General features: G+C 71.2%; 11 protein-coding genes. 5 read left to right on the top strand and 6 right to left on the bottom strand.

What is annotated here, in order from left to right; translation table 11 throughout:
• Positions 1 to 36: 36 nt before the first annotated feature.
• Entirely contained in the window at positions 37 to 741 is a 705-nt protein-coding gene (locus HNQ09_RS01695) for a metallophosphoesterase family protein (RefSeq protein WP_184024546.1), read from the bottom strand.
• A gap of 89 nt (positions 742 to 830) precedes the next feature.
• Between HNQ09_RS01695 and lnt the strand changes: the two genes are divergently transcribed.
• Positions 831 to 2309, top strand: a complete 1479-nt coding sequence (gene lnt, locus HNQ09_RS01700) for an apolipoprotein N-acyltransferase (RefSeq protein WP_343057572.1) — start codon at positions 831 to 833, stop codon at positions 2307 to 2309.
• Here the strand turns inward: lnt and HNQ09_RS01705 are convergent.
• The gene (locus HNQ09_RS01705; protein WP_184024549.1) at positions 2302 to 3273 is read right to left on the bottom strand and encodes a tyrosine-type recombinase/integrase; all 972 of its coding nucleotides are present in this window, start codon (positions 3271 to 3273) and stop codon (positions 2302 to 2304) included. The genes lnt and HNQ09_RS01705 overlap by 8 nt on opposite strands.
• A 103-nt stretch (positions 3274 to 3376) precedes the next feature.
• On the bottom strand, positions 3377 to 4354 hold the full coding sequence (locus HNQ09_RS01710) for a diacylglycerol/lipid kinase family protein (RefSeq protein ID WP_246363054.1): 978 nt from the start codon (positions 4352 to 4354) through the stop codon (positions 3377 to 3379).
• A gap of 39 nt (positions 4355 to 4393) precedes the next feature.
• Between HNQ09_RS01710 and HNQ09_RS01715 the strand changes: the two genes are divergently transcribed.
• From HNQ09_RS01715 to aspS, 3 genes are all read left to right on the top strand, one after another.
• Positions 4394 to 4762: an IPT/TIG domain-containing protein gene (locus HNQ09_RS01715; protein WP_184024554.1), complete on the top strand. Its 369-nt coding sequence runs from the start codon at positions 4394 to 4396 to the stop codon at positions 4760 to 4762.
• A 101-nt stretch (positions 4763 to 4863) separates the two neighbouring features.
• Positions 4864 to 6156, top strand: a complete 1293-nt coding sequence (gene hisS / locus HNQ09_RS01720) for a histidine--tRNA ligase (protein ID WP_184024557.1) — start codon at positions 4864 to 4866, stop codon at positions 6154 to 6156.
• A complete protein-coding gene (aspS, locus tag HNQ09_RS01725) occupies positions 6153 to 7886 on the top strand; it encodes an aspartate--tRNA ligase (RefSeq protein WP_184024560.1) in 1734 nt (577 codons plus the stop codon). Before hisS ends, aspS begins: the two co-directional genes overlap by 4 nt.
• A 78-nt stretch (positions 7887 to 7964) precedes the next feature.
• Here the strand turns inward: aspS and HNQ09_RS01730 are convergent, their stop codons facing one another.
• Together HNQ09_RS01730 and HNQ09_RS01735 are read right to left on the bottom strand one after the other, a co-directional pair.
• Positions 7965 to 8603 (bottom strand): histidine phosphatase family protein, encoded by a 639-nt coding sequence (locus tag HNQ09_RS01730; RefSeq protein WP_184024563.1) that lies wholly within the window; start codon positions 8601 to 8603, stop codon positions 7965 to 7967.
• Between the two features lie 10 nt (positions 8604 to 8613).
• Positions 8614 to 9801 (bottom strand): alpha/beta hydrolase, encoded by a 1188-nt coding sequence (locus tag HNQ09_RS01735; protein ID WP_184024566.1) that lies wholly within the window; start codon positions 9799 to 9801, stop codon positions 8614 to 8616.
• 137 nt (positions 9802 to 9938) lie between these two features.
• On the opposite strand from HNQ09_RS01735, the gene uvrC reads away from it, so the two are divergent.
• Complete coding sequence (gene uvrC / locus HNQ09_RS01740) at positions 9939 to 11807, top strand: excinuclease ABC subunit UvrC (RefSeq protein WP_184024569.1); 1869 nt, start codon at positions 9939 to 9941, stop codon at positions 11805 to 11807.
• A 63-nt stretch (positions 11808 to 11870) separates the two neighbouring features.
• Here the strand turns inward: uvrC and HNQ09_RS01745 are convergent, their stop codons facing one another.
• On the bottom strand, positions 11871 to 12041 hold the full coding sequence (locus tag HNQ09_RS01745) for a hypothetical protein (RefSeq protein WP_184024571.1): 171 nt from the start codon (positions 12039 to 12041) through the stop codon (positions 11871 to 11873).
• Between the last annotated feature and the right edge of the window lie 71 nt (positions 12042 to 12112).

Genomic DNA, 12112 nt, shown 5'->3' on the forward strand with positions numbered 1-12112 from the left:
GCCCCGCGCAACAGGGGAGAGGCCGCCCGCCGCCTGTCAGCCCATGCGCCCGCTGCGAATCACGTCGGCAATCACCGGGGGCAGGTTCCAGGCCAGGATGTCGAACGCCGAGGAAGCGTAGTCGTACGTCACCTTGTGCAGCGTGACGCGCGGCTTGCGGCCCACACAGTCGATCAGCGCCACGTCGGCGCCGGGTTCGGAATTGAGGCTCAGGCCCACCGAGCCGGGGTCCACGAAGGTCGTGTCGCCCACCACCCGCACGAAAGGCACGTGCGATCCGCCGACCACGACCACGCGCGCGCCCAGGCGCTCGGCGAGGTCTTCCAGCTCGCGCTCGGGGGCCATCAGGTCGAGGCGCTCGTCCGGGTCGTGCGGGCTGCCGTGGAAATAGCGCACCCGGCCGACCGGCGTCGTCAGGCGGCCCCCCGGCGGCAAGCGGCGCAGAAAGTCGAGCTGCCCCGGGTCCAGCACGCCCCGGGTCCAGTCCAGCACCTGATCGGCCACCCCGTGGCGCTCGGGGCGCTCACCGATCTCCAGCGCCACCCGCAGGTCGCTCGACCCCAGCCCCGTGACCCAGCCCTCGCGCCGCACCAGGTCGATCACCGGCCCCGGGCTGGCGCCGTAGCCCACCAAGTCGCCCAGGACGATCACCCCGTTGACCGGGGTCCCCTCCAGGAAACGCCTGACCGCTGTCAACGCGTGGATATTGCCGTGCAGGTCACTGATAAAGGCCAGTCTCAAAGTGGGTCCATGCTACGGCAAAGGCGGGGCCTTGCGGGCAGGTGGGTTGCCCCCGGTGGGGGAGCGCCACTGCCCCCTATCATGGCGCGGTGTTGCCGCTCCTGCCCTCCAAGCTGCCGCCGCCCCTGACCGCCCTGCTGCTGGGCGCCCTGCTCGCGGCCTGCGGCCTGCCGCTGGAGTGGAGTTTCGTGGCCTACCTGCCGCTGGCGCTGGTGCTGCTCTATGCCGCCTCGGCCCCCACCCGCCGGGAGGTCGTGGGGCGCGCCTTCTGGTCGGGGGCGGGCTACAGCGCCGTGCATCTGTGGTGGCTGACCGCCTTCCTGGGCAAGCTGTTCGGCACACCGCTCGCGGGTGGGCTGGCCCTGTTCCTCTTCGCGCTGGAAGGCGCTTTCCTGGCGGTGATGGCCTGGCTCGCCGCGCGGCTGGTGCGCTCGCCGGAGGCGCGGGTCTGGGTGCTGGCGGGCGGCTGGGTCGTGCTGGAATGGCTGCGTTTTCTGGGACCGCTGGCCTTTCCCTGGCCCACCCTGGGCTACACCCTGCTGCCCACGCCCGCCGTCCAGATCGCGGACCTGGGCGGGGTGCTGCTGGGCAGCGTGCTGGTCGCCGCGACCGCCGCCGCGCTGGTCAGTTTCTGGCGCGGGAGGCGCCCGCCGCTGCTGCTGCTCTCGGCCGCGTGGGTGGGGGCGCTCGCCTACGGGGTCACGCGCACGCCGGGGCAGGGGCCGGCGCAACCGATGCTCACGCTGCGGACCGAGTTCGACTCGTTCGGACGGGCGACGCGCCAGCTCTCGCTCGAAGAGATGTACGGTATCCAACGTCGGCTCAGCGCGGCCCGGCGGCCCGGCGAACTGGTCGTGTGGAGCGAGACGGCGGTGACGGCCAGCGGCGAGCCACAGCTCCTGCCTGAATTCGCCGCGCCGGGCATCACCGGGCTGGGGACCCCTCCCGGCGAGACCCCCCGGCGCAACAGCGTGGTCAGCGTGAACGCGGCGGGGGAGATCACCGCCCGGAGTGAGAAGGCAAAGCTGGTCCCCTTCGGGGAATATTTTCCGCTCTACAGCCCGCTGCGCCCCGCCTACGGCGTGATTGAGCAGGTCATCGGGTTCGGCCTGGCGCCGATCCGCCCGGCCGAGACGGTCACGCCTCTCACCCTGAACGGCGTCTCCTACGGCGCGTACATCTGCTACGACTCGGTCTTTCCCTGGGTCGCCCGCCAGCTCACCCGGCAGGGCGCGGAGCTGCTGGTCAACGTCAGCAATGACGGCTGGTACGACGGCTGGGGTGTGCAGCAGCACTTCATGATGGGCCGGGTGCGCGCCATCGAGACGCGGCGCTGGATTGTCCGCAGCGTGAACCAGGGCGTGGCGGGCGCCGTGGACGACCTCGGGCGGCCCCGGCAGACGCTTTCGGCCGGGGAAGGGGCGCTGCACGTCCAGCCCCGGCTGCTGACCGGCCAGACCCCCTATACCCGGCTGGGGGACCTGCCCGCGCTGCTGCTGGCCGCCCTGATGATCGGGTATGGAGTGCGGCTGGAGCGGCGGGCAGAGCCGACCGGGCCGCTCAGCTGAAACGCTCGACGATGTCGTCGAGGTCGTCTTCCGGCACCTCGACATAGCGCCGGGTGGTGTCCACCTGCTCGTGTCCCAGGAACCCGGCCACCCGCGTGAAATCCCGGGTCGCCGCGTACAGCTGGGTTCCCGCATACTTGCGCCCTGCATGGAAGCCCCGAAATTCGTGTTCTCGCCCACATTTCAGCGCCAATTTTTGTAGGCGCTCGTAGGCGGTCGAGTAGGCGCGCCAGGGCAGGACGCGGCCGGAGGCTGCCGCGCCTGCCTCGGCCTGAAGCGCAGTCAGGGCGTCTCGCAGCCGGGCGCTGAGCGGCACCCGCCGCGCCTTGTCCCCCTTGCCGTGGGCGACCAGCAGGCGGCGGCGCTCCAGGTCCACGTGCCTCCACTCGACGGCCAGCGCTTCCGCGATGCGCAGCCCCGCGTGCGTGAGCAGCAGCAGCAGCGCCCGTTCGTGGGGATCGGCCTCGGCGAGCATCGCCGCCACGAAATCGGACCGGTAAGGCGGGTTTTTCACGATGCCCTTGGTCCGGTCTTTCGGACGCTTGACATCCGCGAAGGGGTCGGCGTCGGTCGCGCCTGCCCAGCGCAGGGCGCGGTACAGGGCCACGGCCGCCGCGACCCGGGCCTGCACGGTCGCGGGTTTGAGGCCCAACGCCGTCAGGCCCGTGACGTAGAGGGAAGGCTCACGCCGCGCGGGATGCAGCAGGTTCCAGGCCTGGTCCCGGGCATGGTCCACCAGCACCTCGATGCCCTTGCGGTAGGCCCGCAGCGTATGAGGACTGAGCCGCACGCCGCCGCCCGTCTCGGTGGTCAGGTAAGCGAGCGTCAGCGCCCACAGGTCCTCAAAGGCTTTGTCCCGCGCCGCCGTCACCGCGCGGACCCGCAGCGCCTCGTCGGTGAGTCCGCTGAAGGCCCGGGCTTGTGCGAGGCGGTCACCGCTGTACGGAAGCAGGTCGTCGGACATCAATGCCGATGATAACATGCCTTATCAACGGCGCCGCTGGACTGTGCGCACCCACCCAAGAACGCCCTGGCCTCGGCGGGAGCGTTCAGCGGCGAGGGCGCGTTCAGGTGTCCAGGTCCGTCTTCTTGATCGGCGTCAAAAACCGGATGGCGCCGGGCAGGATGCGGGCGGTAAAGGGCGTGGTCTCGACGTGCAGCTCGCCGTCGTATTGCAGCGGGAAGGGTTCCTCGGCCTCGACGGTGACGGTCTTGGCTTCCAGGGTTTCGAGGTTGCCGCTGAACATGGGGTCACCCAGCCCCAGCTTGCCGCGCACGGAATCGATCAGGTTGGGCAGCAGGCGCAGGATGTTCCCGGCCTTGAGCAGCACGACCGTGAAGCGGCCGTCCGACGGGCTGATGTCGCTGGTGATGGGCAGGCGGTAGTTCGCCATGCCGAAGTTGGCGACCATCACGCCGATGCCCTCGAAGGTGCGCGCCTCGCCGTCGATCAGCAGGTTGAAGGTGGTCTTCTTGGGGTTGAGCTGTTTCATCGCGCTCATGACGTAGGCCATCGCGCCGAAGCGTTCCTTGAGGTCTTCGGAGTCGCGGATCATCGCGGCGTCGGCGCCCGCGCCGGCCAGCATCGCAAAGCCGCTCTTCTCGCCCTTGACCTCGACCTCTCCCAGGTCCACCCGCACGGTGTGGGCGTCGGCCAGCACCTCGGCCAGGGCGGCGGCGTCGCGCGGCAGGTCGAGATTCTGGGCGATCAGGTTGGCGGTGCCTGCCGGGTAGGCCAGCAGCGGCACGTCCTTGTAGCGCGCGGCGTAGGCCAGGCTGCTCACCGTGCCGTCGCCCCCCGCGCCGACCAGCAGGTCGTGGCTCGCCAGGTCGGCGACGTACTCGCTCATGGGGGTGTCCGGCTGCAACTCGCGCCGGGTGACGTGCGCGCCTGCCGTGTCCAGCAGCGTGAGAAAGTCGGGCAGGGTGCTCTCGCCCTGCCCGCTCTTGGGGTTGAAGACGACCAGCACGCGCTTGCCCTGAAGACGCGGGTCGGGGGCCGGGGCCGCCTCGGCCGTGGTGGGGGGGGTGGTTTGACCCGTCATAGCGCCCGTCATTAGACTGCCCCCACGGAGGCTGCTGCTATGGTGCGTTTCTTCTTTGCTTCTTTACTGTTCGCCGGGGCGCTCGCGTCGTGTGCGCCGCGTCAGCAGGCCACGGCGGGCGTGACGGTCACGCCGGTGCTGATCAAACTCTCGGAACCGGCCGCGCGGGGGGGCGGCCTGACCATCCAGGGCCGTTACCTGGGCGGTCCCACGACCGGCCGCGTGCGCCTGGGCGCCGACGAGACCGGCGCGGGGGGCTACCTCTTTCCCGCCTCGGCGGTCCGCTCCTGGACCGACAGCGAGATCGTGCTGACCATTCCCGCCGACGCGCCGCTGGGCGGCTCCTGGCTCTTCGTCGAGGTGGGGGGCAAGCGCTCGACGGGGCTGCCCTACAGCGTCCGTCAGTAACTGTTCTTCCTGGAGGGCGGCCCCCGCGTGGTGGCCGCCCTCTCCCCTGTTTTGGCAGGCGGCTGGGGCCGCTGGCGGCGGGCTGCTACACTCCCAGGGTTATGGCGTTACAGCGCCCCAAGGGCACCCAGGACCATCTGCCGGACGGCAGTCCCAAACTTTCCAGCGATCTCCGGGCCTCGGCCTTCGCCTTCGTGCAAGACACCGCGCGGCGGGTGCTGGAGCGCTCGGGGGCGCAGCCCATCACCACGCCGCTGTTCGAGGAGGCCGAACTCGTCAAGCGCGGCGTGGGCGGCAGCACCGACATAGTCCGCAAGGAGATGTTCACGGTGTATTACTTCGGGGACCACGGCGGCTACGTCCTGCGCCCGGAAGGCACCGCCAGCATTGTGCGGGCGTACCTCCAGAACGGCCTCAAGCAACTCCCCGCGCCGCTGAAGCTCTGGACGCACGGGCCGATGTTCCGCGCCGAGAACGTCCAGAAAGGCCGGTTGCGCCAGTTTCATCAGGTCGACTACGAGGTGCTGGGCAGCACCGACCCGCTGGTCGATGCCGAGGCGATCTGGCTGATGTGGGAGGTCGTGCGCGAGCTGGGCCTGACGGGCGTGCGGGTCAAGCTCGGCTCCATCGGGGACCCCGAAGACCGCGAGGCGTACAACACCTACCTGCGGGGGCTGTTCGGGGCGCATCTGGAGCGCCTCTCTGGCGACAGCAAGGACCGCCTGGAGCGCAACCCGATGCGGATCCTGGATTCCAAGAGCGAGGCGGACCAGGCGTTGATCACGGAACTGGGGGTGCGGCCCATGCTCGACTTTCTGGGCGAGGAGGCCCGCGCGCACTTCGGGGCGGTGCAGGCCTACCTGCGCGAGTGGGATGTGCCCTTTGACCTCGACCCCTCCATCGTGCGCGGGCTGGACTACTACCGCCGCACGGCCTGGGAGCTGCACCACACCCAGGTCGGGGCGAAGTCGGCGCTGGGAGGAGGCGGGCGCTACGACGGGCTGGCCGAGCAGCTCGGCGGGGCGGCGGTGCCGGGCATCGGCTGGGCCTTCGGCATCGAGCGGCTGCTGCTGGCGCTCGACGCCGAGGGGGTGGCGCTGCCGGAGGCGGAAGGACCGGCCCTCTTTCTCGCCGCGCTGGACGAGGAGGGGGTCGGGCTGGCCGCGCGGCTGGCGCTGAAAGCCCGCGCGGCGGCCCGGGTGGAGTTCGCCTACCGGGCGCTGAAGCCGGGCAGCGCCTTCAAGGAGGCCGATCGCCGCCGCGCCCGCTTCGCCGCCGTGATCGGCAGTGAGGAGGCCGCGCGGGGCGTGCTGAGGCTCAAGGCCCTGGCCTCGGGCGAGCAGCGCGAGGTCGCCTTCGGGGACCTGGGGACCTTTTTGAGGGAGCACGCATGAAACGCACCTGCTACATCGGAGAACTGAACGAGGCTGACCTGGGCCGGAGCGTGACCCTCCAGGGCTGGGTCAACCGCCGCCGCGACCTGGGAGGCCTGATCTTCCTCGAACTGCGCGACCGCTCCGGCGTGGTGCAGGTCGAGGTCGAGCCGGATTCGCCCGCCTTCGCCGCCGCCGATCCCCTGCGCGCCGAGTACGTCGTGGAGGTCGAGGGCCGCTTCCAGGCCCGCCCCGAGGGCCAGCGCAAGGGCGGGCTGGCCGATTACGAGGTCATCGCCTCGCGCGTGGAGGTGCTCAACGCCGCCAAGACGCCCCCCTTCGAGCTGGACAAGGGCGACGCGGTGGCCGAGGACATCCGGCTGAAATACCGCTACCTCGACCTGCGCCGGGGCGAGATGCAGCGCGGGCTGCTGCTGCGCTCGAAGGCGGTGGCGGCGGTGACGGCCTTTCTGGACGCGGCGGGCTTCGTGCAGGTGGAAACGCCGATGCTCACCAAGTCCACCCCCGAGGGGGCGCGCGACTTTCTGGTGCCTTCGCGGCTGAATCCGGGCGAGTTCTACGCGCTGCCGCAGTCGCCGCAGCTGTTCAAGCAACTGCTGATGATCGCGGGCTTCGACCGCTATTACCAGCTGGCCCGCTGCTTCCGCGACGAGGACCTGCGCGCCGACCGCCAGCCGGACTTCACCCAGCTGGACATGGAAATGAGCTTCGTGACGCAGGAGGACGTGCTGGAGGTGCAGGAGCAGCTGCTGGCGCACGTCTTCCGCGAGGTGCTGGGCGTGGCGCTGCCTCTCCCCTTTCCCCGCCTCTCCTACCGCGACGCGATGGACCGCTACGGCTCGGACAAGCCGGACTTGCGCTTCGACTCGGCCTTCGTGGACGTGACCGACCTGTTCCGGGGGGGCGAATTCGCGGCGTTTGCGGGGGCGGAGACGGTGAAGGTCCTGGCCGCGCCCGAGCTGACGCGCAAGCAGATCGACGAGCTGGAGCGGGTGGCTAGGCAACACGGCGCCAGGGGTCTGGCCTGGCTGCGCCGCGACGGCGAGGGCTTCACGGGCGGGATCAGCAAGTTCGTCGGCGCACAGACGGCGGCGCTGCTCGAACGCACCGGGGTGGAGCCGGGCGGCACGCTGCTGTTCGCGGCGGGCGAGTGGAAGAAGGCCGTGACGGCGCTGGGGGCGGTGCGGCTCGCGCTGCGGGACCTGTTTGCGCTGGCGGCGGCGGGGCCGCAGTTCCACGTCTCCTGGGTGCTGGATTTTCCCCAGCTCGAGTTCGACGAGGACTCCGGAAGCTGGACCTACATGCACCACCCCTTCACCGCGCCGCACCCCGACGACGTGGGGCTGTTCGGCACCGAGCGGCAGGGCGAGATGCGCGCCCAGGCGTACGACCTGGTCCTCAACGGGTTCGAGATCGGCGGCGGCTCGATCCGCATCCACGACCCGGCGGTGCAAGCGCGGATGTTCCAGGCGATCGGTTTTTCGGAGGCCGAGGCGCAGGCCAAGTTCGGCTTCTTTCTCGACGCGCTTGCCTACGGCACGCCCCCCCACGGCGGCATCGCCTGGGGCTTCGACCGTCTGGTGATGGTGATGGCGGGCGCCGCGAGCATCCGCGAGGTGATTGCCTTTCCCAAGAATAACCGCGGCGCCGACCTGATGGCCGAGGCGCCCTCCCCCGTCGAGCCTGCCCAGCTCGCGGAGGCTGGGGTGGGGGTGCTGCCGCAGGACTGAGGGCGAGGGAGGCGGCGGCCTCCTTGCTCTTATGGTACTAAGTGAAAGTATTCACGATAAATCCAGATCGTGAAAGGTTTATTCGACCGCCAATGCGGCGAGGTGCGGATGCTCGGCCAGGCGGCGCACCTGCCAGCCTGACGCGCCGCGCTCCAGCTCGGTCACGGCGGTGTTGGCGTGGGCGTACCGTGGGTCGTCCCAGACGGCGCGGGGGGCGAGGTCGAGGAGGCGGGCCAGGACAGCGGTCAGCGCCCCCCCGTGCGAGACGACGATGGGGGTGGTGCCCGGCTGGGTCAGCGGCTGCTCCAGCGCGGCCAGAAAACGGGTCGCCACCGCGTCCAGCGTCTCGCCGCCGGGAAAGCCGAAGGCGCCGCCGGGCAGCTCCAGCTCGTGCGCGTGGGTGCGCAGGTGGGCGTAGGGGCGGCCTGACCAGCCCGGACCGACCTCGATCTCGTGCAGGCCGTCCAGCAGGGTGACGGGCTGGCCGAGGGCCTCCCCGATGGCCCCGGCGGTCTGCCCGGCGCGCAGGTAACGGCTGGCGTAGACGCGCGGGGCGGGAAGGTTCAGCCCAGTCAGCCAGGTGGCCACGGCGCGGGCCTGGCGCTGGCCCAGCGCGTCGAGGGGGTCGTCGTGGGCGGCGCCGAGGGTCTGGGCGACGTTGCTGGCCGTCTGGCCGTGGCGGACCAGCAGCAGGCGGGAGGCAGAGGAAGGGGACACGCCCGGAAGTCTAAGGGTGAAGGGCGAACGCGACCGCTTCCGGGAAGGCCTCGGCCCACATCAGGAAGTCGTGGCCCCCGACGCGCTCCACCAGCCGGGTGGGATTGCCCGCCTGCCGGGTCAGGGCCGCGTAGCGGCGGGCCGCCCCCAGGAAAGACGGCTCCAGGGTACCGCCCTGGGTGAACACCCGCGCGGCGGGATGCGGCGCGGCCTGGGCACCCGCGTTGCTGGGACTCAGGGCGATCACGCCCCGGAAGACCCCGGGAGAATGGGCCGCCATGCTGATGGCCCACGCGCCCCCGTTCGAGAAGCCGCCGACCGCGCGGGCCTGGGGGGTGGGCTTCAGATGGTACTCGCGCTCCATCTGCGGGAGAACCGTGTTCAGGACGAACCGCTCGTGGGCGGCAAAGGCGGCGGCCCCGCCAGGGAGACCCTCGAGATACTCCAGGCTGCGGCGGTCGTCCTCGGGACGGTAGGTCGTGCTGCCGGGGGCCAGTGACGGCCCATTCTCGATGCCGACCAGCACGGCGCGGGGGGCCTTCCCGGCGCGGATCGCGGGTTCGAGGCTGCGGGCGAGCGCTTCGGCCGAGTCGCCGTCTGCCAGGTACACGGCGGGGAGGCTCTCGGCGGGCGTCCAGCCGGGCGGCGTGTACACCGTGATCCGGCGCGCTCCGATCCGCGCCTCCCCCGAGGAGAGGGAAAAGCGGTCCACCCGGCCCAGCAGGTGCGGCGCTTCCGGGCTGGCCGCAGGCGCCTGCGGGCCGCGCCAGGTGAGGGGTGGGGGCGCGCTGCCCGGCTGGCCGCCGACCACAGACAGCGACAGGGCCGCCCGCTCGACGTGACGGACCCGGGCCGTCACCGCCCAGAAGCGGGTGCCGGGCAGCGGCGCGAGCGGGAGTTGCAGGCCGCAGCACAGGCTGACCTCGCGGGTTCCGGGCGGGGCGTGGTACAGCACGGTCAGGCGGTCCGGGCCGGGCTGCACGCTGAGCTGCCCGGGCGCGGGCAGGCGGGTGCCGGGCGGCAGCGGGAGGCGCAGGCGGCAGCCGTCCTCGCCGCGCACACCTCCACCGGGCGCGTCACAGTCCACCGGCCAGCGGGAGGCCGCCGCGAAATCGGGAACCGGCAGGCGGGGGCCGCCCGCGCCTCCGGCCAGGGCCGACGAGACGAGCAGCAGGGGGAGCAGCAGAGAAGCGCGCATGGAAGACCTCCGGTGCAGGGGGGGGCAGCGGGCGGGAGCGTTGAGGGATCAGCCCGGTCACCTTATCCCGGGCGGGGAGAGGCCGGGCGCCGCTTTGCCTTACGGTGACGTGCGGGCGCCCTCCCCTATCCTGGGGCGTGCATTTCGACGATCTGCCTGTGCTGCCCGCCTCGCCGGGGGTGTATCTCTTCCGCAAGGGGGGAACCCCGATCTATATCGGCAAGGCGGTGAATCTGCGCTCGCGCGTCTCGCAGCATTTCAAGGCGGGCGGCAAGAGCGGCAAGTTCACGGCCCTGGCCGACACGCTGGAGTTCATCACGGCGCGGAACGAGGTCGAGGCGCTGGTGCTGGAAGCCAACCTGATCAAGCAGCACCGCCCGCACTACAACGTGCTGCTCAAGGACGACAAGCACTATCCCTTCCTGAAGCTGACCAACGAACAGTTCCCGATGCTGGTCGTCACCCGGCGGGTGCTGAAAGACGGGGCGAGCTACTACGGGCCGTACCCCGACGCCTCCGCCGTGCGGCGGGTCAAGCACCTGATCGACACGATGTTTCCCCTGCGCAAGAATTCGGGACTGCCCCTCCAGAAAAAGCCCCGGCCCTGCCTGAATTACCACATGGGCCGCTGCCTGGGGCCGTGCGTGGACGCGGCCGACCCCGGCGACTACAGCCGGGTGGTGGAGGACGTCAAGGCGCTGCTGGAGGGCCGCGCCGCGCCCGTGATCGCCCGCCTGAAAGACGACATGAAAGCGGCCGCCCAGGGCCGGGATTTCGAGCAGGCGGCGCGGGTGCGTGACCGGGTGCAGGCGGTCGAGAAGCTGTTCGGGACCGAGCAGCACGCCTACGTGAGCGAGGAAACCGACCTCGACTTTCTGGGCGCGGCGCAGGCGGGCGAGTACGCGATGGTGCAGCTGTTCCGGCTGCGCGGCGGGCGGGTGGTGGGCCGCGACAAGCGGTTTCTCACCGACGCGGAGGGCGCGGGCGAGGGGGGAGGCGGCGGGGACCTGGGCGAGATTCTGGGGGCCTTCGTGCAGGACTACTACACCCAGGCCACGCACGTGCCGCCGCTGATCCTGCTGCCTGCCGAGTTCGCGGACGCGCCGGTCTGGAGCGCTTTTCTCTCGGAAAAGGCCGGGCGGCGAGTCGAGATGCGGACCCCCAAGCGCGGCGACAAGGCCGACCTGGTGGAGATGGCGCAGCGCAACGCGCACAACGGGCTGGAGTCCGAACTCGCGCTGCTGGAGCGCCGGGGCGACCATCCCGGGCTGGACGCGCTGCGGGAGGTGCTGGCGCTGCCCGAGCGGCCCTGGCGCATCGAGGGGTACGACAACTCCAACCTGTTCGGCACCAACATCGTCTCGGGGATGGTGGTGTTCGAGGGCGGGCGGTCGCGGCGCGGCGAGCACCGGCGCTTCAAGGTGCGCGGCCTGGAACAGCCCGACGACTACGCGGCGATGCGGCAGACGATCTCGCGGCGCTTTACCGGGTCGCTCTCGGACAAGTTGCCGCTGCCGGACCTGATCCTGATCGACGGCGGGCGCGGACAGGTCAACGCGGCGCTCGACGCGCTGCGCGAGGCCGAGGTGAGGGTGCCGGTGGTGGGCCTCGCCAAGCGCGAGGAACGGCTCATCTTGCCGGGGCGCTACGGGGCGCAGTGGTGGCTGGAAACCGGCACCGAGATCGGCGTGGAGCGCGAGCTGCTGCTGCCGCACACCCATCCGGCCTTGCGGGTCTTGATCGGCGTGCGCGACGAGGTCCACAACTACGCCGTGAGCTACCACCGCAAGCTGCGCGGGGAAGCCATGCTCCGCAGCGTGTTCGACGACCTGCCGGGCATCGGGCAAAAGCGCCAGAACGCCCTGTTGGAGCAGTTCACCAGCCTGGAGGACCTGGCGGCCGCCTCCGCCGAGCAGATCGCGCAGGTGCCGGGCATGACCCTGAAAGCCGCGCAGAGCGTCAAGGAGTTTCTGGCGCAGCGGGCCGCCCGCAACACGCCGGTCTAGCTCGCTGCAAAAGAAGTCGCCCCCTCCGCTGCACGAGGGGGCGATTTCTGATGGGGCGGCGACTCATGCGGGCCGGACGCGGGGGCGCAGGTGCAGGGCGCCGAGCAGCGCGGCGAGGGGGCGCAAAGCGGGACGGGCCGCGCGGGCCGAGCGGGCGTCGCGTTCGCGCTGGGCCTCGGCCAGCAGGCTCTGGGCGCGGTCGCGGCTGAAGGCGAGCTGAAGCTGGACGTTCATGGGGGGCCTTCCTTTCGGCCGCTCGGCGCTCCGCGTTTCCATGGGGAGTGGGGCGCTTTCCCGGCTGCCTC

Origin of the sequence: Deinococcus budaensis, assembly GCF_014201885.1 — a bacterium.
GTDB classification, from domain to species: domain Bacteria; phylum Deinococcota; class Deinococci; order Deinococcales; family Deinococcaceae; genus Deinococcus; species Deinococcus budaensis.

What these genes read in the sequence shown, in the direction of transcription:
- HNQ09_RS01705 (WP_184024549.1), bottom strand. Translation starts at nt 3,273, where the DNA reads ATGTCCGACGACCTGCTTCCGTACAGCGGTGACCGCCTCGCACAAGCC.
- HNQ09_RS01710 (WP_246363054.1), bottom strand. Translation starts at nt 4,354, where the DNA reads ATGACGGGTCAAACCACCCCCCCCACCACGGCCGAGGCGGCCCCGGCC.
- HNQ09_RS01715 (WP_184024554.1), top strand. Translation starts at nt 4,394, where the DNA reads ATGGTGCGTTTCTTCTTTGCTTCTTTACTGTTCGCCGGGGCGCTCGCG.
- hisS (WP_184024557.1), top strand. Translation starts at nt 4,864, where the DNA reads ATGGCGTTACAGCGCCCCAAGGGCACCCAGGACCATCTGCCGGACGGC.
- aspS (WP_184024560.1), top strand. Translation starts at nt 6,153, where the DNA reads ATGAAACGCACCTGCTACATCGGAGAACTGAACGAGGCTGACCTGGGC.
- HNQ09_RS01735 (WP_184024566.1), bottom strand. Translation starts at nt 9,801, where the DNA reads ATGCGCGCTTCTCTGCTGCTCCCCCTGCTGCTCGTCTCGTCGGCCCTG.
- HNQ09_RS01745 (WP_184024571.1), bottom strand. Translation starts at nt 12,041, where the DNA reads ATGAACGTCCAGCTTCAGCTCGCCTTCAGCCGCGACCGCGCCCAGAGC.